The following is a 22,613-nucleotide window of genomic DNA, read 5'->3' on the forward strand; positions in this document are numbered from 1 at the left end:
CCGTCTTTATGCCTTACGTTTTCTAAAAAAAGTCACAAAACCTGATAATTGTGAAGCTTGCAAGATTGCTGGTACTCAATAAGTTTAAATTTACATTCCGTTAGTCTTACAGGAACTTTTTTACCGATTTATCAGCTTTAAATGGTCAACTAATACAATATCTGCAACACTTAATTTGTTTTTTAGCGATTTCAGTAGTAATTTATGGATTCCTTTACTCGGAAGAGTATCTCTTTAACCTCAGTTTCCATTCGATGAATCAAGTTAATACAATAAAAAATGGGCTCTACCGACCGGAGTTTGAGCATGATGCGTGTGGCGTAGGATGTGTGGTAAACCTGGATGGCAAGAAGTCTCACAGCGTAGTGAAAGACGCGCTTACCATGCTAACCAACATGGAACACCGTGGCGCAACAGGCAGCGACCCCGAAACTGGCGACGGTGCCGGGATTTTGGTGCAACTTCCCCACGATTTTTTCAAGAAGCAGCTAAAAGAGTTTGGCGTTACCCTGCCTGCCACCGGCAGCTACGGGGTGGGCATGATCTTTTTCCCGTCTGTTTACGAGGTACGGGACAAGTGCCGCCAAACCATCAACCAGTGCATCCGGAAGATGGGCTTTCGCCTGCTGGGCTATCGCCTGGTTCCGGTGAACGGCCGCGTGCCCGGGCACGAGTCCAAAGCCGTAGAGCCCTACATTGAACAAGTGTTCGTACAGCCGGTAGACGAGAACATTAAAGAGGATGAGCTGGAGCGTAAGCTATTTGTATTGCGCAGCCTGCTCACACACGAGGTAAAGAAAACAGTAAGCGGCGAGAATGGCACCTTCTATATGGCCAGCCTCTCTTCCCGCACCATTATCTATAAAGGACAGCTTAAAACAGATCAGGTAGAGAAGTATTACCACGACCTGCGCCATGCCGATTTCAAGTCGGCCCTGGCCGTGGTGCACTCCCGCTTCTCCACCAACACTTTCCCGAACTGGAAACTGGCCCAGCCTTTCCGTTTTATCGCCCACAACGGGGAGATCAATACCATCCGCGGTAACGTGAACAAGATGAAGTCGAAAGAGGCGCTCATGCACTCGGCCCTGTTCACGGAAGAGGAGATGAAGTGGTTGCTGCCGGTAACCAACCCGGAGAACTCAGACTCTGCCAACCTCGATGCCATGGTAGAGCTCCTGACCCTGGCAGGGCGCCCTCTCCCCCACGTGATGATGATGCTGGTGCCGGAGGCCTGGCAGGACAACCCGTTTATGGACCCTTACCGCAAGGCTTTCTATAAGTACCATGCCGCGCTGATGGAGCCATGGGATGGCCCTGCTGCCCTGTTCTTTACAGACGGCAAGCAGATAGGCGCTACGCTCGACCGTAACGGCCTGCGCCCTGTGCGCTTCTGCGTTACCCGCCAGGGACGGTTGGTAATGGCCTCTGAGGCCGGCGCACTGCCGGTAAACCCGAAAGACGTGGTACGTCGCGGACGCCTGCAGCCAGGCAAAATGCTTTTGGCTAACCTGGAAGAGAACAAGATCTACGAGGATGAGGAGATCAAGCAGCTTGTATGCAACGACAAGCCTTACTTTGACTGGATCAGCCAGAACCGCATTAAACTGCACCAGCGCCCGGAGCCAAACTACTGCCTGAACCCTGTTTCTGCTGCGGACCTGCGGCAAAAGCAGAAGGCCTATGGCTATACCGCCGAGGACCTGAAGCTGATCATCAAGCCAATGGCGGCCACAGGCAAAGAGCCCTTGGGCAGTATGGGTTCTGATGCTCCGCTGGCTGTGCTTTCGCGCCAGAGCCAGCATGTAGCCAATTATTTTAAGCAGCACTTCGCGCAGGTAAGTAACCCTCCAATCGATCCGATCCGGGAGCGCCTGGTGATGTCGCTTTTCACGCGCCTGGGAGAATCACTCAACGTACTGGACGAGACTCCTGCCCACACCCGGCAGATCCATATCTCCCATCCGGTGCTGAGCCATGGGGATTTTAACAAGATCATCAACCTGAAGTCGGAAGGCTTTGAGCACCATGTGGTGGACGCCACTTTCCCGACGACAGAAAAAGGTGGCCTGCAAAAGGCCCTGGATATCATTTGTGCGGATGCCGAAGCGGCAGTACGGTCCGGAAAGAAGATCCTGATCATCTCTAACCGTGCCGTTCAGCCTACCCGTGCGGCTATTCCTTCGTTGCTGGCCGTCGGCGCTGTGCATCACCACCTGATCGATAAGCGCATCCGAACCAAGACAGGCCTTGTAGTGGAAGCCGGAGACGCCTGGGAAACACACCATTTCGCCACTATCATTGGCTATGGCGCCAGCTGCGTGTACCCATACATGGTGTACGATACTATCCAGAACATGCTGGATGAGGCTAAGCTGGACAACAGCTTAGCCCTGAACTATTACGCAGAGAAGTTTATACAGGCGGTGGGCAACGGCTTGCTCAAGATCCTGTCGAAAATGGGTATCAGCACGCTGCAGTCTTACCAAAGCGCCCAGATCTTTGAGTGCCTGGGCTTTGGACAGGAAGTAATTCAAAAGTGCTTTAAGGGCACGATCAGCCGTCTGGAGGGTCTTAACTTCGAAGACCTGGAGCAGGAAGCCCTGATCAAGCACCAGGCCGCTTACCTCGACGAAACCAGGCTGCTGGAGACAGGAGGCTTCTATCAGTGGAGAAGAAGAGGCGAAGAGCACCTGCTGCGCCCGGAGGTGATCCACCTGTTGCAGAAGTCAACGAAGCTGAACGACTACCGCCTGTACCAGCAGTATTCCCAGTTTGTGCGGGAGCACCAGGAGTCTACCATCACGCTGCGTAGCCTGTTCGAGTTCCGTAAGCGCCAGTCGGTGCCATTGGAAGAGGTAGAGCCTGTAGAAAGCATTTTCAAGCGCTTTGCCACCGGGGCGATGTCCTTCGGTTCCCTGTCGCACGAGGCGCACAGCACGCTGGCCATTGCCATGAACCGCATTGGCGGCAAGAGCAACAGCGGCGAAGGCGGTGAGGACGAGGCCCGTTATATTGTAAAAGAAAACGGCGATTCGGAGCGCTCTGCCATCAAGCAGGTAGCCTCGGGCCGCTTCGGGGTAACCAGCCATTACCTGGCGAATGCCGACGAAATACAGATTAAAATAGCGCAGGGAGCCAAGCCGGGTGAAGGCGGCCAATTGCCTGGCCATAAAGTAGACAAGTGGATCGCCCGCGTGCGCCACTCTACCCCTGGTGTAGGTTTGATTTCCCCGCCTCCGCACCACGATATTTACTCCATCGAGGACCTAAAGCAGCTGATCTACGACCTGAAGAACGCCAACCCGAATGCCCGCATCAACGTGAAGCTGGTATCGGAAGCCGGGGTTGGTACGATCGCCGCCGGCGTGGCCAAGGCAAAAGCGGATGCTATCATGATCTCTGGTGCAGATGGCGGAACAGGTGCCAGTCCGCTGAGCTCTATCCGTCATGCCGGTTTGCCATGGGAGATCGGTCTGGCCGAGGCACACCAGACATTGGTGAAGAATAACCTGCGCAGCCGCGTAGTGCTGCAGACTGATGGAAAGCTGATGACAGGCTATGACCTGGCGGTAGCCACTTTGTTAGGAGCAGAAGAATTTGGCGTGGCCACCGCTGCCCTGATCGTGGAAGGCTGTATCATGATGCGTAAGTGCCACCTCAACACCTGCCCGGTAGGTATTGCTACCCAGAACCCGGAACTGCGCCAGCTCTTTACAGGCGAGCCCGAGCACGTGGTCAACCTCTTCCGCTTTATGGCTGAGGAACTGCGCGAGATCATGGCATCGCTGGGTTTCCGCACCATCAACGAGATGGTAGGCCAGCCACAGGTACTGAAGGTAAGAAACGACCTGAACCACTGGAAACTGAAGAACCTGAACTTCGACCCGATCCTGCACAAGGAGGAGGCACCGGTAAACGTGGGTATCTACAACCAGATCCACCAGGTACATGACATCGACAACGTGCTGGACAGAAAACTGATCCGCGACTTCAAGAAAGGCACGAAAGAAGGCTTGCAGTACCGCATCATCAATGTGGACCGCTCTGTAGGCGCCATGCTCTCTTATGAGGTATCTACCAAGCACGGGAAAGCAGGCTTGCCGGAAGACAGCTTCAACGCCACCTTCCGCGGCTCGGCTGGCCAGACCTTCGGTGGCTTCCTTGCCCCGGGCCTTACTTTCCGATTGATCGGGGAAGCCAACGACTACCTGGGCAAGGGCCTGTCAGGCGGCAAGCTGATCCTGCAGCCATTTGAGGGTACCAGCTACTTGCCGCATGAGCATATCATTACCGGTAACGTGGCCCTTTACGGTGCTACCTCTGGCACGGCCTATATCAACGGGATGGCCGGCGAGCGCTTCTGCGTGCGTAACTCTGGTGCAGAGGCTGTAGTGGAAGGCGTAGGCGACCATGGCTGCGAATACATGACAGGCGGGAAAGTGCTGATCCTGGGTACTGTAGGAAAGAACTTTGCAGCCGGTATGAGCGGCGGCATGGCCTTTATCTACGACCCGGTAAACGGATTCCCGGACCAGTGTAACCTGGACATGGTAGACATGGAGCAGCCAAGCGAGGAAGACCTGGCCTGGATAGAGCAAAAGCTAAGGGAGCATGTGGCTTATACCGGCAGCGTACTGGCGCAGGAGCTCCTAAACGGCTGGCATGCACACCAGAAGTTCTTCCACAAAGTGATGCCGCATGACCTGAAGAAGGCCATGCAAGTAAAAGAAAGTGAAACCACGCTAAACGTAGTAGCCTGAGATGGGAAAAGTAGATGGATTTTTAACGTACGACCGTGAGCTGCCCCAAGCCCGCGATCCGAAGGAAAGAATAAACGACTCAAACGAAATATACACGGCCTTCCCCGAAGAGAAGACTAAAATACAGGCAAGCCGCTGCATGGACTGTGGCGTTCCTTTCTGCCACAACGGTTGCCCGCTGGGCAACATGATACCGGACTTTAACGATGCGGTATACGACGGTGAGTGGGAACAGGCAGCACAGATCCTGTACAGCACCAATAACTTTCCGGAGTTTACAGGCCGCATCTGTCCTGCTCCCTGCGAGTCGAGCTGTGTGCTGTCTATCAACAAGCCGGCGGTGGCCATCGAGCACATCGAAAAGGCCATTGCCGAGAAGTCCTTCGAGCTGGGCCTGGTAAAGCCACGCCCGCCCAAGCACCGGACAGGTAAGAAAGTAGCGGTTATTGGTTCTGGCCCTGCCGGGCTGGCCGCCGCTGCCCAGCTGAACCAGGCGGGCCACAAAGTGGACGTGTACGACAAAGCCGACAAAGCCGGCGGTTTGCTGCGCTACGGTATTCCGGACTTTAAGCTGGAGAAGTGGACCATAGACCGTCGCCTGGACATCCTGAAAGAGGAGGGCATCCGCTTCCATTTAGGGGTAGAAATCGGGAAAGACGTAACCCTGAAAAAGCTGCACAGAAAGTACGACGCCGTTCTTTTAGCGATTGGCTCTACCAAGCCGCGCGTACTCGATATTCCGGGTAACCACCTGAAGGGGATCCATTTTGCGATGGATTACCTGACCCTGCAAAACCAAAAAGTGGCAGGCGAAACAATCCCGGCAGAAGAAGACCTGGATGCACGCGACAAGCATGTACTGGTGATTGGTGGTGGTGACACCGGCTCTGACTGCGTCGGTACGGCTAACCGCCAGTTCGCGAAGTCCATCACGCAGTTACAGTACCGCAACATGCCGTCTACGGCCCGTACGCCGGAGAACCCCTGGCCAGAGTGGCCTATGACCTACACCTCCTCCAGCTCGCACGAGGAAGGTTGCGAGCGCAGCTGGGGTTGGCTGACGAAGGAATTTGTGGCTGATGAGAATGGCAACGTAAAGGGCCTGAAAGTAGTGGAACTGGAGTGGAAGAACGGCAGGGAGTATACCGAGAAGCCTGACAGCGAAAAGGTGTTGCCTTGCGACCTGGCCATGATCGCCATCGGTTACGAACGCCCGGAGCACGATGCCTTCCAGGCGAGCTTTGACTTTAAAACAGACAAGCGGGGTAACTTTAAGCTGGACGACTGGCAGACAAACGTGCCGGGCATTTTTGCAGCTGGTGACGCCTGCCGTGGTCAGTCTCTGGTAGTGTGGGCCATTTCTGACGGCCGCGAGGCTGCCCGCGCTATCGATCTTTACTTAATGAAAGCCTCTGACCTCCCTTCTAAAGAGTTGTCTAAGTTCGTTCTGAATAAAGGATAGTGCTTTAGAAGCATAAATAAAAAGCCCTTGCTACCCGGTTGTAGCAAGGGCTTTTTGTTGTAAAGCTGGTTCTGTTTACCATACAAAGGTAGCCACTGCCCCGGGTTTCAGCGTAGCTGCCGCAGCTTTGTCTCCATCGGCAATGTCAAAAGCCTGCGGCGCTCCGCTGGTGTTCAGCACGATCAGCACCTTTTGCCCCTCCGGCGTCCTGTAAGCTACGTTTGGCAACCCTTCTACCAGGTTAGAGGCAATCCGAACAGAACCGGGCCGGACAAATTTGGAAGCATGCGCAATGATGTAGTAGGCAGGGTTCCGCACAACCATGTCCCCATCAATCGTTAGGGCACCCAGGCACTGCGTACACCCACCTTCGGTATGGGGCTCTAGCTGCGAATTTGCCGCCAGGTTCCACTCCAGCACGGTGCGGCTCCAGTGACGTGGCGCCCCAATGATCAGGTTCTCCATGTGCCAGGCCAGGTCACCGGCAAAATTACCCGGCGCCCCGATCCACTGCTCTGTGAAGTACAGGTTCTTATCCGGGTGTGCCTCGTGTACCTGCTCCAGAGCATCAATCGAGCCACCGTATAAGTGGAAAGCAGCCCCGTCGATGTACTTGTTCGCCTCCGGGTCGTTCATCACCGTAATCGGATAATCAGGCCTGTCGGCGTTGTGGTCGTACACCACGATTTTCGTTTTAATGCCTGCCTCCCTGAATGCAGGTCCCAGATGATTTTTGATAAACTCCGCCTGCTGCTCGGGCAACATGAGCAGGCTGGGGTTGTTCCCCGGGTGCAGGGGCTCATTCTGAATCGTGATCGCGTCAATGGAAATTCCCTCTTGCTCCATGCCCTGTATGTACTTCACAAAGTACTGCGCATAGGCGTCATAGTACTCCGGTTTCAGGCTCCCCCCTATCGTACTTTGGTTATCCTTCATCCAGGTGGGGGGCGACCAGGGCGAGCCCATTATTTTGATGTCGGGGTTCAATGCCAGGATTTGTTTCAGAATCGGGATCAGGTGCTTTCGGTCTGGTGCCAGGCTAAATTTTTCGAGCTTTGGATCTGCCTGGCCGGACGGCAGGTCGTTGTAAGAAAAAGGCTTCTCATCCAGGTCAGAAGCACCAATGCTAACGCGCAGGTAACTCACCCCAATGTTGTTGTCCTTGGTGGTGAAAAGCTCCTCCAGCAGGGCTTTCCGCCGGGCTGGGCTCATGTTGTTGATCAGCGCTGTACTGCCGCCTGTCAGCGTATAGCCAAAACCATCCATCTCCTGGTAAGTCTGGCTGGGGTCCAGCGTTATGGTCGTGGCGCCCGCCACCATATCAGAAAAAGCGAGCGGAGGCTGTTTCCGGAACAAAACAGATTTATCCGGATTGGTAAGCCAGTAGGACACCTGCTCCAGGTCCTGGCTCGGCGCTGTGCCGGTGTGGCTGTTGTCCTGATCGGGTACCCTACAGGAAAGACCCACGCAACAGGTCAAGGCAAACAACAGGGATTGGCTTACTCTTTTGGAGATAAAAAAAGAATGGGTCATAAAGGAAATCTTATTAGGTCCCGATAGCTCCCGCTACTCAATCATTTTGTATACCCTCACATAGTCCACCTCCATCGACTGCGGGAAAATATCCGGATCCACGCCCTGTGCCCCTCCCCAGTTGCCACCAACCGCAATGTTCAGGAGCAGGTGAAAGCGCTTGTCGAAAGGCCATACCGCATAGCCCTTTCCTTCGTTGGTGAAGTCGAATACCTGCTGGTCATCAATGTAGCCTCTGACGGCGTAAGGCGACCAGTCCACCCGGTACACATGAAACTCCGTGCTGGCGTTGGGTACCACTTTGCTGCGCCCGCGCTGCGTGCCGATGCCATGGTTATAGGCCTCTGTATGAACCGTCACATGTACTTTGTCCTGGTCATAGCCTACATGCTCCATAATGTCTATTTCGCCGGACTTTGGCCAGGTACCATAAGCCCAATCGGTGGGCAGCATCCAGATCGCTGGCCAGGTGCCTCTACCAGTCGGTAGTTTGGCCTTTACCTCGAACCGCCCGTACAGAAAGTCCCCTTTGTCCTTGGTCACCAGCCTGGCAGAGCTATACTCCCTGTTTCCTGATTTTTCTTTCCGGGCAGTAATGATGAGTTTACCCTCCGCTACCCGGGCATTCTCCGGCAGGTTGGTGTAGTTCTGCAACTCATTGTTTCCCCAACCTGTTCCGCCCAGGTCATAGCCCCATTTCGTCTGGTCTGGCTGCCCCGTGTAATCAAATTCATCAGCCCACACAGGAGTACTCTCAAAGGTCCATCCTTTATCTGTTGGCCCCTGAGGTATGGTGATGATAGGAGCTGGCTCCTCAGATTTAGAAGAACAGGAAAGAATACCTGCCAGAACGAAGGGATATACAAAGCTCAGCATTTTCATACGCTTACTAATTCGGTTTTAAATACACTAAAATTCAATCTGTAATCCAAGCAATGAATTCAAATTCAACATAAAAAAGCCGACCGGCATGTTGTCGGTCGGCTTTCAAGGTTATATCCTAAGATAAATTTACTTTGCTGTGAAAGTGAAAACCCACTGGCCCCAGTCGTAGGCCTTCTTCACAACCAATCTGGTGTCAGTCAGTTCCACGATATCATACGTGATCGACTCCTCCGGACCGGCTGTCGTGCCGGCGTTCCCGGCCTTGTACATGCCCAGGAACGCGCCTGTACCCTTCACCGTCAGCTTGTTGCCTTTGATCTCGAAAGAGTGCGTACCGGCACCCCAGGCAGCATATTTAGAAGGTAACTCCTCCTCCGCGTGGCAGCCCACGCTCAGGCCAATGTCTGCCGGATGGGCGGCTCCGCCTTCATCCTCTATCCACAGGTCCCCTTTGTTGTCATAGGTGTAGGTGCCATCTTTATGGAAGATGAACTCATCGTTGAATGTGCAGGGTCTGCCCGTCACGTCTCCCGCCCCGCTGGCCCACCAGGTATCACCGGCTGGGCTTCCAATCCACAAGGCACCTGCAGCCGGGTTTAACACCCAGGTCTTCGTGTCACAACCCGTAAGCTTGGCTTTGGCACCCGTACACCCGTTAGGGTCATTACTGGCTACCGAGATGGTTTTCTCAGCCGTGTCGTGTCCACCAGCCGAAAGGGCCATCAGCTTCACTGTATAGTCCCCTTTGCGCTCAAAATAAGCAGTATCCGTTTGGGCCCCACTCTCAAACCCGTCTCCTTTGTCCCACTTGTACAAAAAGGCATTCTCTGTGGTACTGCTCAACAGGTAAGTGTTTGTCTTTCCCTGGATTGGCGTCACGGTAAAAGCGGCTTCAGCCTTTGGACCCAGCTCTTCCTCAGCGGCATCAGGCGTACAGGCCACCATGGTGCCCCCTAAAAGTACTGCTGCCAGGTAAGTGTATAGGCGTGTATTGTATTTGAATTTCATGATTCCGTTTGATTAAGATTAATACCCTGGGTTCTGCACAAGCTTGGTGTTGTTTAACTCGGCCTGCGGGATAGGCAGGATTTCGTGCTTCCCGGCTTTAAACCCTTTCGAGGCCAACACGGTAGCAGCTCTGCCGGTGCGCACCAAGTCATACCAGCGGTGTCCTTCAGTAGCCAGCTCCAGGCGTCTCTCTTTGTAGATGTTCTCGAGGGTAGCAGCTACTGGGGCCAATCCTACACGGGCACGCACAGCATTTAACAGCGCAGCCGCACGGCTGGCATCTCCCCCACCCTGCACGATCGCCTCCGCTTCCATCAGGTAAGTGTCTGCCAGGCGAATCTCGATGTAATCATTTGGCCAGTTCAGCAAAGGCTCTCCACCACCTGTTGTTTTCCACTCCACTTTAGGGGCATACTTCTCTACAAAATAACCGGTGTTATGGTAGCCTTTCTCGTAGGAGGCGGCACCCGCCTGCGCCAGGCTATCGATGTTTGCCACAGTGTACTTGTAACGAGGGTCTCCTTTCAGGTTATCCACCAGGTCCTGCGTGAGCGGGTTAAAACCCCAGCCTGCCATATAAGTATCACCAGAATAACCACGCGGTCCGAACATGGTAACGGCTACGTTACCTTCAAAACCCGGCCAGTTACCCCAGCCAGAGTTTGCAACCGAAGTATGCACGATCTCCAGGATAGACTCGCTGTTGAACTTGTTGTCCGGGCGGAAGATATCCCCGAAGTTGTCCAGCAGTTCGTAACCATACTTGCTCTTGCCTCCGGGAGTACCGTTCACTTCTGCCAGTTGGGTGGCCGCCTCAGACCACTTCTGCTGATACAGGTAAACTTTTCCTAAGAGTGCACGTCCGGTTCCCTGGCTGGCACGCCCCCCCTCCGTAAGCGGAACAGTTACCGGCAGATTAGGAATAGCCTCGGTCAGGTCCTTTTCAATCTGGGCATACACCTCCTCTGGGCTAGCCTGCGTTACGTTGTAAATTTCCTGCGTGGATACAGGAGCCGTGAACAACGGCACGTTCTTGAACAGGCGCACCAGGTCAAAATAATAGTAAGCGCGCAGGAACTTGGCCTCGGCAATAAAGCGGGCCTGGGTGGTCTCATCAAGCCCTGGCACACCAGCCTGTACTTTCTCCAGAATAGTGTTTGCGCGGGAAACCCCCGTAAAGTTCCTGTTCCAAAACTCCCCCTGCGGGCCTAAGGCCGGGTCCAGGGAGTAGTTGTTCCACACCTGCCAGGTGTTCATATCAGCGGAACCACCGCCACCGGCATAGGCATCATCAGAGGCAGCGTTAATAGCCCCGATGTTATGGTACGTGCCTCCGGCTTCCCACCCTAGCGGGTCATAGGCCGCAACAATACCGGCAAAGGCCTCATCCGGGTTATTGTAGTAGTTAGACTCTAACACAACTCCCTTCGGGTCAACCTCTAAAAACTCCTTTTCACAAGCACTGAGCACTGGTAAGCCAAGTGCCACAGCGGCAACATATTTTAAATATTTACTTTTCATTTCGTTTCTGATTTAGACAATTAAAACCCAAGATTTACACCTACCATAAATGTGCGCGCTTGTGGGTAGAAAGCACGGTCGATGCCAAAGCTGCTGCCACCAATCTCAGGATCGTAGCCAGAATATTTTGTAAAGGTCACTAAGTTATTGCTGCTCACGTACACACGCGCCTTTTGGATAGACACTTTGCTAGTGATAGCGCTAGGAAGCGAGTAACCGATCTGCAGGGTTTTGATTCTGAAGTAGTCTCCGTCTTCCAGGTGGAATTCCGAAGGGTTCGTAAAGTTGCGGTTCGAATCGTTGGTTGTCAGTCTAGGGAAGGAGTTAGAAGTACCCTCTCCTGTCCATCTGCCAAGTGCCGCAGCCTGCCAGTTCGCCGTTGGGATATCCAGACGACGAAGGCCCTGGAAGATTTGGTTGCCAGTCACCCCTTGGCCGAACACCAGCAGGTCGAAGCCTTTCCAGGCAGCGTTAAGGGTTAAGCCAAAGGTCCAGTCTGGCGTTGGGTCACCAATAAAGGTACGGTCATCCGCGTCGATCGTGCCGTCGTTGTTCAGGTCTGCCCAACGGAAGTCACCCGGCTTGGCATTTGGCTGAATAAGCTGCCCTTCTTCGTTCGTGTAGCTGTCGATTTCGGCCTGATTCTGGAAAATGCCGTTCGTCTTGTAGCCGTAGAAAGAGCCGTACGCGTGGCCAACGGCCATACGGGTAATCGGGTGCGCGATGTTCTGCACGGTGGCCCCGCCTTCGAGGAACGCTTTACCGTCTCCCAGGTAAGTGATCCTGTTCTGCAGGTAAGACACGTTACCGTTTACCCCGAAGTTCACTTCCCCGATCTGCTTGCTGTAGCCTAGCTCCACTTCAACGCCTTTGTTTTCCATGTCGGCTACGTTACCCCATGGTCTTCCAGTGGCCCCTACGTAACCAGGCAGGTCAATTTGCTGCAGGATACCAGTGGTTTTCTTTTTGTACCAGTCAAAGGTCAAGGTCCAGTCCTGGAACAATACCGTCTCGAAGCCCAGGTTCGTCTGGCTTGTTTCCTCCCATCTCAGGTCTGGATTAGCCGGAGCATCCGGGCTGTAGCCGATGTAATAGTTGTCGTATCCGAAGGTGTAGTTTCTGCCGCTGCCTACCGTAGAGATGTATCGGAAGTCGCCCAGGGCATCATTACCTACCACTCCGTAAGAACCACGGATTTTCAGGAAGTCCACCACATCGTTCACAGGCCAGAAATTCTCACGAGAGGCCACCCAGCCTAAGGAAGCTGAGGGGAAGTACCCGTACTTGTTGTTAATACCGAAACGGGAAGAACCGTCGCGACGCACGATACCGGTGAATAGGTACTTCTCGTCGTAGTTATAAACAACACGGCCGAAGAGAGAGCTAACCGTGTGGTCTACGCCTTCATACGCATCAGACGTTCTGCTAGCGGTTGGCACTTTCAGGTTGAAGGAAGCCTCATCAAAAGAACTTGCTGGAATGTTGTTGAAAGCGATGTAAACACCGCTGGTGTGGTTGTCTCTGTATGCACCCTGGCCTAACAAGGCCGTAAAGTTATGTTTGCCAATGGTACGGGTATAAGACAGGACGTTCTCAATGTTATAGTCGAACGTCATGTCGCGGTTACGGCTGAAAGCCGTTTGCGTGCTGATCGTGGCAGCATTGAGATAATAAATCGGTCTGAAGCTTTCAGATCCCCAGAAAGCCAGCTTGGTACCCAGGGTAGAGCGGAACTTAAGGCCGGCGATCGGCTCCAGCTCGGCGTAAACGTTTCCTACTATGTTGTCTGACCAGCCATAGTTGCCCAGCTGCGTCTGAATGTAGGCTAACGGGTTAGTCATTTCCTGCTGTACGGTAGTAGAGATGCCGTACGGGTACCCTTGTCCGTTTCGGATAGTCCGCTGTGTATTGTAAATACTGTTCGGGTCGTTCAGAATGGCAGGATCCGTAATCAGGAAAGGTGTTGTAGGGTCCAGGTTAATAGCAGAGCTAAGCGGCCCGCCAAACTCACTGTTCGTGTTCAAGCCACCCTGGCTCTTAATGTGAGAGTAGCCCAGGTTCTGCCCAACTGTTGCCCATTTCGTTATCTTGTGCGTCGAGTTCAGGCGAACGTTGTGCCGCTTGTAATTGGAAATCGCGCTGGCTACGATACCCGTCTGATCCAGGTAACCGTAGGAAGCGTAGAAGGTAGACCTGTCGTTGCCGCCGCTTACACTGAACTCGTGGTTCTGAATACGGGCATCATCGTTAAAGACAAGGTCCTGCCAATCGGTTCCTTCGCCGAGTGCCTGCGGGTTATCGTACACGATGTCTCCCCCACCGGCCACAGAAGCTTCGTTTCTTAGAGTAGCATATTCTGTCGCATTCAACAGGTCTACCTTGCGGGCAGGCCCCTGTGTACCGAAATAACCGTTATAGCTTACGCGGATGCTTCCTTCTTTCCCTTTTTTCGTGGTAACGAGGATAACACCACTAGCCGCCCGGGCACCATAGATCGCCGCTGATGCCGCGTCTTTCAGTACTTCGATCGACTCGATGTCAGCCTGGTTCAGGTAGTCGATGCCACCGTTCACTACAACTCCGTCCACTACATACAAGGGGTCATTGCTGTTCAGGGAAGTGATACCCCTCACTCTTACAGTAGAACTGGCACCAGGGGCTCCGGAGCTGGACGCAATCGTTACACCAGAGGTTCTGCCCTGTAAGGCCTGCTCTACGCGGGTAATCTGCTGGTTCTCCAGGTCGCTGGCCTTCACGCTGGAAATGGCACCGGTTACAACGCTCTTCTTCTGTTCGCCATAACCAACTACCACCACCTCTTCCAGCTGCCGTGTATCAGGCGCCAGTGTTACATTCAGGGTAGCTTGGTTGTTTACCGGTACTTCCTGCGTGGTGTAACCAATAAAAGAAAACACCAGCGTCCCGTTTCCATCCGGCACAGCGAGTGAGAAAGACCCGTCTATTCCGGTTGCGGTACCTTTCGTGGTTCCTTTCAGCACCACCGTAACGCCGGGCAGGCCAACGCCATTCTCATCCACTACTTTACCGGTAACGGTTACGGCTTGCCGTGCTTTCTCAAACACTGGCAGTGGGCTTAGGTGGCTGTCAGCATAAGCCCCTGGACTAAGGCAGGCAGCCAATGCATAACATCCAATTGCATAGTAAAAAGCTCTCTTCATAAAAGACTTTAAAGTGTAAGTTTAATTTTCAGCAGTCCTGTGCCTGCTGTTCTCTATAAATGATTAATCACTGTACCGTTTATTCAAAACAATATATATTCAGGTAATGAGTGGCATGTGTTTAACTCCGTTTACCCTTCCCGTGACCTGACTGTGGTAGTCAACCACAACTCTGTGTTGCAACATCTTGCCTCAGATAAACAAACGCTGTTTTTTTGTTGCAACCGGTCTCTCTGCTCCGCTAGCAGGGCCTCCTCTTGCCCCTATCAGTAAACACTCACTCTTTGCTTAGTAATTACGCCGTAAATATATAGCCATATTCTGTACACCTACAAACTTAAAGTCATAACTTTAAACTATTCTGTGTTAAGTACAATATGAGTAATCGCTCATTCCTGCAAGTCGTGTTATGAGCATAAAGCCCTTACAGGATAAACAGAGGAGGCTTTCGTATATTTAGGATCGGAAAACACCTGCCGGCACTAAGACCAGAAGAGCAGGAGTAACAGGAGTCAATTATGATTGGACTGAAGAAGATACACCATATAGCGGTGATTTGCGCGGACTACCAGCTGTCGAAGCGCTTTTACACCGAAGTACTAGGCTTAGAAGTACTACAGGAAGTGTACCGGGAGGAACGCCAGTCTTACAAGCTGGACCTGGCCCTGAAAGGGGAATACGTGCTGGAGCTCTTTTCCTTTCCCAACCCGCCTGCTCGTCCTTCCCGCCCGGAAGCCGCAGGTCTCCGGCACCTGGCGTTTGCCGTAGCAGACCTGGACCTGGCCGTGCAGCACTTACAGGAACAGGGCGTAGAAGTAGAGCCAATTCGGGTAGACACGTACACCGGCAAGCGCTTCACTTTTTTTGCAGACCCCGATAAACTGCCGTTGGAGCTGTACGAAGCATAGAGTCGCTGGCAAGGGATATACTTTACCTGCTCATGGACAAGGCAGGACCCTTTTATATTTTACCTGCGTAAGAGCCTATAACATGGCAAAACAAGAATTTACGGATAACTCTATCTATACCACCCTTACCATTACTGAGATCAGGGAAGAAGCCCAGGGGGTAAAAAGAATTGTGTTTGGGGGCCAGGATGCAAAGGCTATTCAGTACAAGCCAGGGCAGTACCTTACCTTCTCAAAGAAGACACACCACCACGAAGAGCGCCGCTCCTACTCCATCACCTCCACGCCTGTACTGAACGAGCCCCTGGCCATTGGCGTGAAAAGAGTTGAAAACGGCCTGTTTTCCAGGATGCTGGTAGACGAGGTTCGGGTGGGGGACAAACTGTCGACCTTGGGTGCCACCGGACTGTTCACCTTGCCGGAAGACATCCAGGCGTACAAGCAAGTTTTCTTTTTAGCAGCGGGTAGCGGCATCACTCCCATCTTCTCGCTTCTCAAAACAGTGCTGCATGCTAGCCCGGACCTGCAGGTGGTTTTGATTTACAGCAACAAGACACCGGCGCATGCCATCTTCCGGGAAGAACTGGAGGAGTTGGCAGCTGAGTTTCCGGAACGCCTCCGCATCGAGTTCCTGTTCAGCAACTCCCCCGACCTCTCGAGGGCCCGCCTGTACAAAGACCTGATGCAGGCTTTCCTGCGCCAGTACGCTGTGGCGCCTTATGAGCAGATCCTGTTCTACCTCTGCGGCCCCACCAACTACATGCGCATGTGCTTCTATGCCCTACGGCAGGAAGAAGTGCCGGACGATAACATCCGCCGGGAGAGCTTTAGCAGGGTTAAAGTGCCGCAGAAGGTAAGCCCTCCTGATACTGATGCCCATCAGGTAACGCTTCATTTCCGGAACAGGACTTTCCAGTTACAGGTACAGTACCCTGACAACATTCTTCGGGCCGCCAAAAAGGAGAACATTCCCCTGCCCTACAGCTGCGAGGCAGGCAAGTGCGGCAGCTGCGCCGCCAAGTGCCTCAAAGGGGATGTGTGGATGTCGTATAACGAGGTGCTAACAGACAAGGACCTGAAAAAGGGGCTGACGCTTACCTGTGTCGGCTACCCCGTTGGGGGGGATGTGGAACTGGATATTGGCTAAAGGACATCACCTGTTCCTGTGCGAACCGGCAAGTGCCAGGCCTACAGGTATCACAACTTAGAGCCAGAAGCTGTAGAAGAACTTCCTTTTCACTCCCCATAGCGCAGGCTAAAAGTGATTTTAGAAGAAAGTTCTTTTAACAGTACATGGCCTTACTGCAGGATAGCCTCTACTTGCTCCAACTCTTCAGACGAGAAGACTTTGTTTTGCAGGCTCTGCAGCGAATCCGCCAGCTGTGCCGGTGAGCTAACCCCGATTAGCACCGATGTTACCCGCTCATCTTTCAGCAACCAGGCCAGGGCCATCTGTGCCAGCGACTGATTTCGCTGCTGAGCCAGGGCGTTCAAGCGGCGGATCTTATCGATCTTGTCCTCCGTTACATCGCCCTGCTGCAGGTGCCCGTGTGCCTTGGCGGCCCGGGACCCCTCCGGTATGCCCTTCAGGTATTTATTTGTCAGAAGCCCCTGCGCCAAAGGCGAGAAGGGGATGCACCCAACGCCTTCCTGCTCCAGCAGGTCGAGCAAGCCCTCCCGCTCTACCCATCGCTCAAACATGGAGTATTTGGGCTGGTGAATGAGGCACGGGGTTCCCATTTCCTTTAACAGTTGAAAGGCTTTTGCAGCCTCTGCAGGCCTGTAATTGGAAATACCCACATACAGCGCTTTGCCTTGCCGCACGATCAGGTCCAGTGCTGCCATTGTTTCCTCCAGGGGTGTTTCGGGGTCGGGCCTGTGGTGGTAAAAAATATCAATATAATCCAGCCCCATGCGCTTCAGGCTCTGGTCCAGGCTCGCTACCAGGTACTTTTTGGAGCCCCAATCCCCATAGGGTCCCTCCCACATGGTATAACCGGCTTTGGTCGAAATGATCAGCTCATCCCGATAGCCCTGAAAGTCCTCCCCTAAAATTTTGCCGAAATTCTCTTCTGCAGACCCAGCGGGTGGACCGTAATTATTGGCCAGGTCGAAGTGCGTAATGCCAGCATCAAAGGCATCCTGCAGGATCTGCCGGGAATTTTCCAGCACATCCACATGGCCGAAGTTATGCCAGAGGCCCAATGACAAAGCAGGTAACTTAATACCGCTTTTACCACAGCGCCGGTATTCCATTGTACTGTATCGTTCAGGATTTGGAGTATAGGTCATCGTTCTTTTTAAAGGTTAAAGAGGTAAAATAAGACGAATATCGCTCTTTGCCAAAGCCCCATATCCCCCTGCACTAAGGCCTTTTTGCTATCCTTCTGCTGTTCTGCTGCTTAACCCAAACCTTAGTTTGCGTATACAGCACTGGCTACCGGATTGGTACTGGCAGCCACCAAAGAGCAGCCGAACTCAGAAATCGGACACAAGCAAATGAACAAAAAGTATATAAAGTGGGGGCTGGGAGCCCTGGCAGTCGCAGCGGCCGGTGTGCTATTAGATGCCCTGGTCCTGGAGAAGTATTTCTTCGAAGTAAAGACTTTTGATATAGGAGACAAGAGCAGCCGAAAAAAGCTGAAGCTTGTCTTGTTGGCCGACCTGCACTTTAAGCACAACATGCTGCCCCAGTACAGCAAACTAGCCCAAACGCTCAACCAGATGCAGCCAGACCTGGTTCTGATTGCTGGTGACACCCTTGATTCTTCCGGAGGCATGCTGCCAATGGAGCAGTTCTTCAGTCTGCTTCGCCAGGACATGCCCAAAGTGGCCATCCCCGGCAACAACGACTACAAAGCCGACCCGAGCATACAGCGCCTGAAGGAGGCCTATGCGAAGCACGGTTGCGACTTTCTGCTGAACGAGACAAAAGCATATACCTTAAAAGGGGAAAGAGTGGTGGTGACTGGCCTGGACGACTTTATTCAGGGAGAGAGCCATTTCAAGGATGCTGTGGAAGGTATAGGCAAAGAGGCACACCACCTCCTCTTAATCCACAGTCCGCTGCAACTGGAACTAGTCCAAAAAGAAGTGGAGCAGCTAAACAGCGAACGCAGCCCCTCCGATCAGTTGAACATCCGCTATGCCTTTGCAGGGCACAACCACGGCGGGCAGGTAAGGCTTCCCAGCTACGTCCCTAAACTGCCCCGCAAGTCTGGCGACTATATCAACGGCTGGTACAAGGACCGCTCCCCCTACCTGTATGTGTCCAAAGGCTTCGGTACCTCGGCGGTTCCGTTCCGTTTCTTTGCCAGAGCAGAACTTACCTTTTTCCACTATCACGTGTAAGGCTTGCTCCTTGTGGCTATAGCCTTTGGGCTGCACTTCGCTTTCCTCTGTTAGCCCGCTCAGTTTCTCTGACGCTTAGCCTATCAGAAGCGCGTATTTCTGTCCAGAGGCATCTAAACGTATTAGCATATAGTGGAAATAGTATACTTTTAAACTAATATTTTTAGTAGACAAAGAAATTTCTTTTACTATCTTCGCAGCCCGCAAACGATAAAGCAAGATCATAAATGTTCGTTTGTGGCTCTTGAACTAAGCAAGTTAGTTTACAGGAGATGTAAACCGGGAAGCCTTTAACCGAATGTTCCTTCTACAGAGGAAGCTAAAAGCATTAATTCTAATATGACTGCCACAGTATCGAACGACTTTTTTCTAAAGGAACGAACGCTCCCGGAAACAAAGTCAGAGTTACTCGGCAAGTGCTTTGAGGTTTGGTGCACGAGCAGGCTCACAGGTGCCCCTCAACCTGCGCCCGCTCTTTTTATGGACCTGTGCGCCACATTGGATGCGGGGCAAGAGACAGAAAGCTCCACGCCTGCCAGCCTGTTAAGGGCGATCCAGCGCGGCACAGCGAATTTACACGACCTGAACAGGCGCCTGTTAGCTGTTTTCGGAGACCCCGACCAGGAGGCAATGGATGGTTTGCAGCAACAGCTTGAAAGACTCCCATATTATGAGAAGTTGGAGCATCGGCCCCTCTACCTACGCGAAGCGGCAGACAAGACGCTCGTGTCTGAACTACTTGCTTTAGAGGCCCCAGTGTTTGCCTTGCTGGACCTATTCGACCGGGCAAGCCCCGCACAATACCTGCCTGAGCTTATTGCCCGGGAGAATACAGACCTCCTTCTGCTCCTGTGCCCGGAGAAGATAAGCCTGGGGCTGAGCGGAAAGCAAGGGAAGTTATTGACAGAGGTGCTTGGTCCGGGGCTCCTCCGGCTAAAGGGCTATTTTAAAAGAGAGAAGGACCTTGTCCGGCGGGAAAAGTACACCCTCAGCGTACTCCGTGAGGCGCTTCGTGAGAAAGGGTACCTGGCAGTGCAGTTCAGTGTTTATCCCCCGGAAAATGAAGGCTTAGGGCATACGCTACTGCTCGCCTCCAAAGAAAGCTCGGCTTACCGCGGCTTTAAAGAAGCACTACTCCCCTACACTACATTTCAGGAGGATGGGATACCGCTGTTCTATTCAAACAAGAGGAAGCAAAGCCAGCTTGCCCTGTTCTCTGAACAAGCCCGGTATACCCTCGAAAACCTTGCAGTGGAATTAGAGCAGCAGAGCGGTGCCTATAAGTACAAGATGATTGAAAAAGTGTATGAGGAACACAGCCTGGGCACTGACTACATCCGGGAAAACTACGTGGAGGCCTTTAAGCTTCTCCGAAACCGCGGCAAGGTAGAGTTCCTGAACCCTAAGACCATGCAACCCATCAAGATAGCTACCGCTACCTCTGTAGTGAAGTATAGAAGCGTGTAAGGCGAGTCCCCCCGGCATAACCAGCCTCCTAACATAGGAGGTCTTAAGTCCGTGGTTTGTGTGAAGAATGGTACTGTATTTGCACTTTATGTTAAAACATGCACCCTGACGGTCCTATTCCAATAGGTAGCGTCCGGTTTAGCCTAGGCCGGACCCTGGTCTTGATTGCATAAAAATTAAAAACACTGAACTTTTCGTATTAATTATTACTTTTAGCGGTCTAAAAAGCCTTTAATTGGAAGTTTAGTACAAAACGAACTTTTACAACACTCAACTCACTCAAAAGACAGAGCCAAATTCAAAAAACTCTATGACTAAGCAAAAATCAACTAAAAGCACCTCCAACTGGAAGAACTACCTTGGTGCCCTTCTGTTTGGCGCTGCTTCGCTTACCGCCCTCGATGCCACCGCGCAGTACAAGCCTGAATCTGGTGTAAAGACGCCTTTTATCGACAAGGCGAACATGGACCTGACTGTGAAGCCAGGCGATGACTTTTACACTTACGCCAGCGGTGCCTGGATCAGAAACAACCCGGTGCCGGCAAAGGAAACCCGCTGGGGTAGCTTCAACCTGCTGCGCGAGTTTAACATCAACGCGGTAAAAGAGATCCTGAACGAGGCCGCCGCCAACACTAGCGCGAAGCCCGGTTCTGTAGAGAAGCGCGTGGGTGATTTCTATGCGGCAGCTATGGATAGCGCTGCCATCGAAAAGCTCGGTTATACGCCTATCAAAGCAGATCTGAAGCGCGTAAAGAAGGTAAAAGACGTTAAAGGCTTACTGAACGAAGTAGCTTACCTGCGAACTACTGGTGCTGCATCTCCTATGTTCGGCTTTTATGTGGGTCAGGACCGCAAGGACGTAAACACCATGATCCCTCAGTTCAGCCAGGGCGGTACTACCCTGCCTGACCGTGATTACTACCTGAAGGATGATGCCCGCAGCCAAAAGATTCAGGAGGCTTACAAAACCTATATCACCACGCTGTTTACCTTAATCGGTACACCGGAGGCCACTGCACAGAAAAATGCAGAGACCATCTTCAACCTGGAGAAGAAGCTGGCTGCTGCGCAGATGAGCCGCGTAGAAATGCGTGACCCTTACAAGACCTACAATAAATTATCTGTTGCCGATTTCAGCAAGTCAACCCCGAACGTGGACTGGAAGTCGCTGATGGCAAAGATGAAAGTAACGGGCGAAGACACCGTACTGGTGAACAACCCGAAGTTCTTCACGGAACTGAACGGCTTGCTGACAAGCGTGCCTACTGCTGACTGGAATACCTACCTGCAGTGGAACGTGCTGAAGTCTTCGGCTCCTTACCTGAGCTCTAAGTTTGTAGACGCTAACTTCGCTTACTCACAGGCACTGTCCGGACAGAAAGTGCAGACGCCGCGCTGGCAGCGCATGTCGCAGCTGACTGATGGTACCATTGGTGAACTGCTGGGCCAGCTGTACGTGCAGAAACACTTTAAGCCAGAGGCGAAAGAGAGAATGAACGAGCTGATCAGCAACCTGATCAAGGCTTACGAGATCCGCATCAACAACCTGGATTGGATGAGCGCCACCACGAAGGAAAAGGCACTGGCCAAGTTGCATGCCTTTACGCCGAAAGTAGGCTACCCAGACAAGTGGAAGAACTACGACGGGCTGGAGATCAACCGTAAAACTTTCTTCCAGAACGTGCGCAACGCCGGCCAGTGGGGCTATAACGACATGGTAAGCCAGCTAGGCAAGCCGGTAGACAGAAGCAAGTGGGGCATGACACCTCCGACCGTTAACGCCTACTACAGCCCGGTTATGAACGAGATCGTGTTCCCGGCTGGTATCCTGCAGTTCCCGTTCTTTGACCCGAATGCGGATGACGCGGTAAACTACGGCGGTATCGGTGCAGTAATCGGCCATGAAATTTCCCACGGCTTCGACGACTCCGGTAGCCAGTACGACAAAGACGGTACCCTGCGCAACTGGTGGACAGAAGAGGACCGCGCCCGTTTTGAGGAGAAAGCCAAAGCCCTGCAGGAGCAGTATGACGCTTACACGGTGTTGGACACGGTACACGTAAACGGTAAATTGACACTAGGCGAGAATATCGGTGACCTGGGTGGCCTGAGCGCTGCTTACGAAGCCTTCAAGATGACCAAGCAGGGGCAGTCGAATGAAATGATCGACGGCTTCACACCGGATCAGCGCTTCTTCCTATCCTGGGCACAGGTTTGGAGAGGTAACATCCTGCCTGAGGCTGCCGCACAGCAGATTGTAACAGACCCACACTCTCCGGGCCAGTACAGAACGATTGGCGCCCCGGTAAACATGGATGCCTGGTACGAGGCCTTCAATGTGAAGCCTGGCGACAAGCTGTACAAAGCACCGGAAGACAGAATCAGACTCTGGTAAGTAACCGGGCTGCTGTCACACAGCAGCCCTACATTTTCTTGCTAAACAGAAAAGCCGCTCCAGAGTTGGAGCGGCTTTTCTGTTTATAGAAGGCAAAATACAGCGATACCTCCCTGGCTTGTTCCATCTTTCATTGCTACT

The 22,613-nt window shown here is 52.9% G+C and carries 13 protein-coding genes; 7 read left to right on the plus strand and 6 right to left on the minus strand.

Annotation, left to right across the window (positions count from 1 at the left end; all coding sequences use genetic code 11):
- Positions 1–254: 254 nt before the first annotated feature.
- Entirely contained in the window at positions 255–4,763 is a 4,509-nt protein-coding gene (gene gltB, locus CHB92_RS23040; protein WP_089321598.1) for a glutamate synthase large subunit, read from the plus strand.
- A gap of 1 nt (position 4,764) precedes the next feature.
- Positions 4,765–6,225, plus strand: a complete 1,461-nt coding sequence (locus CHB92_RS23045) for a glutamate synthase subunit beta (RefSeq protein ID WP_089321599.1) — start codon at positions 4,765–4,767, stop codon at positions 6,223–6,225.
- A gap of 75 nt (positions 6,226–6,300) precedes the next feature.
- On the opposite strand, the gene CHB92_RS23050 is transcribed toward CHB92_RS23045, so the two are convergent.
- The 5 genes from CHB92_RS23050 to CHB92_RS23070 all read right to left on the minus strand — a co-directional run bounded on the left by CHB92_RS23050 (position 6,301) and on the right by CHB92_RS23070 (position 14,351).
- Positions 6,301–7,758 (minus strand): glycoside hydrolase family 30 protein, encoded by a 1,458-nt coding sequence (locus tag CHB92_RS23050; protein ID WP_089321600.1) that lies wholly within the window; start codon positions 7,756–7,758, stop codon positions 6,301–6,303.
- A gap of 33 nt (positions 7,759–7,791) precedes the next feature.
- The gene (locus tag CHB92_RS23055) at positions 7,792–8,634 is read right to left on the minus strand and encodes a glycoside hydrolase family 16 protein (RefSeq protein ID WP_218824303.1); all 843 of its coding nucleotides are present in this window, start codon (positions 8,632–8,634) and stop codon (positions 7,792–7,794) included.
- Between the two features lie 135 nt (positions 8,635–8,769).
- Positions 8,770–9,651, minus strand: coding sequence for a PKD domain-containing protein (locus tag CHB92_RS23060; protein ID WP_089321602.1), 882 nt, complete (start codon positions 9,649–9,651; stop codon positions 8,770–8,772).
- A gap of 18 nt (positions 9,652–9,669) precedes the next feature.
- Positions 9,670–11,172: a RagB/SusD family nutrient uptake outer membrane protein gene (locus tag CHB92_RS23065; protein WP_089321603.1), complete on the minus strand. Its 1,503-nt coding sequence runs from the start codon at positions 11,170–11,172 to the stop codon at positions 9,670–9,672.
- A 20-nt stretch (positions 11,173–11,192) separates the two neighbouring features.
- The gene (locus tag CHB92_RS23070) at positions 11,193–14,351 is read right to left on the minus strand and encodes a SusC/RagA family TonB-linked outer membrane protein (protein WP_089321604.1); all 3,159 of its coding nucleotides are present in this window, start codon (positions 14,349–14,351) and stop codon (positions 11,193–11,195) included.
- Positions 14,352–14,869: 518 nt separating this feature from the next.
- Between CHB92_RS23070 and gloA2 the strand changes: the two genes are divergently transcribed.
- Positions 14,870–15,259, plus strand: coding sequence for an SMU1112c/YaeR family gloxylase I-like metalloprotein (gene gloA2 / locus CHB92_RS23075; protein ID WP_089321605.1), 390 nt, complete (start codon positions 14,870–14,872; stop codon positions 15,257–15,259).
- Positions 15,260–15,341: 82 nt separating this feature from the next.
- Positions 15,342–16,406 carry a ferredoxin--NADP reductase gene (locus CHB92_RS23080; protein ID WP_089321606.1) on the plus strand — a complete coding sequence of 355 codons (1,065 nt, stop codon included), beginning with the start codon at positions 15,342–15,344 and terminating at the stop codon, positions 16,404–16,406.
- A 152-nt stretch (positions 16,407–16,558) separates the two neighbouring features.
- On the opposite strand, the gene mgrA is transcribed toward CHB92_RS23080, so the two are convergent.
- Positions 16,559–17,551, minus strand: coding sequence for an L-glyceraldehyde 3-phosphate reductase (mgrA, locus tag CHB92_RS23085; RefSeq protein ID WP_089321607.1), 993 nt, complete (start codon positions 17,549–17,551; stop codon positions 16,559–16,561).
- A gap of 207 nt (positions 17,552–17,758) precedes the next feature.
- Between mgrA and CHB92_RS23090 the strand changes: the two genes are divergently transcribed.
- The 3 genes from CHB92_RS23090 (at position 17,759) to CHB92_RS23100 (ending at position 22,472) form a co-directional block, all read left to right on the plus strand.
- Complete coding sequence (locus CHB92_RS23090; protein ID WP_089321614.1) at positions 17,759–18,610, plus strand: metallophosphoesterase; 852 nt, start codon at positions 17,759–17,761, stop codon at positions 18,608–18,610.
- A gap of 339 nt (positions 18,611–18,949) precedes the next feature.
- Positions 18,950–20,077 (plus strand): class I SAM-dependent methyltransferase, encoded by a 1,128-nt coding sequence (locus CHB92_RS23095; RefSeq protein ID WP_144266375.1) that lies wholly within the window; start codon positions 18,950–18,952, stop codon positions 20,075–20,077.
- A 463-nt stretch (positions 20,078–20,540) separates the two neighbouring features.
- The gene (locus CHB92_RS23100) at positions 20,541–22,472 is read left to right on the plus strand and encodes a M13 family metallopeptidase (RefSeq protein WP_089321615.1); all 1,932 of its coding nucleotides are present in this window, start codon (positions 20,541–20,543) and stop codon (positions 22,470–22,472) included.
- Positions 22,473–22,613: the final 141 nt, after the last annotated feature.

Source organism: Pontibacter ummariensis (assembly GCF_900188175.1).
GTDB lineage: Bacteria > Bacteroidota > Bacteroidia > Cytophagales > Hymenobacteraceae > Pontibacter > Pontibacter ummariensis.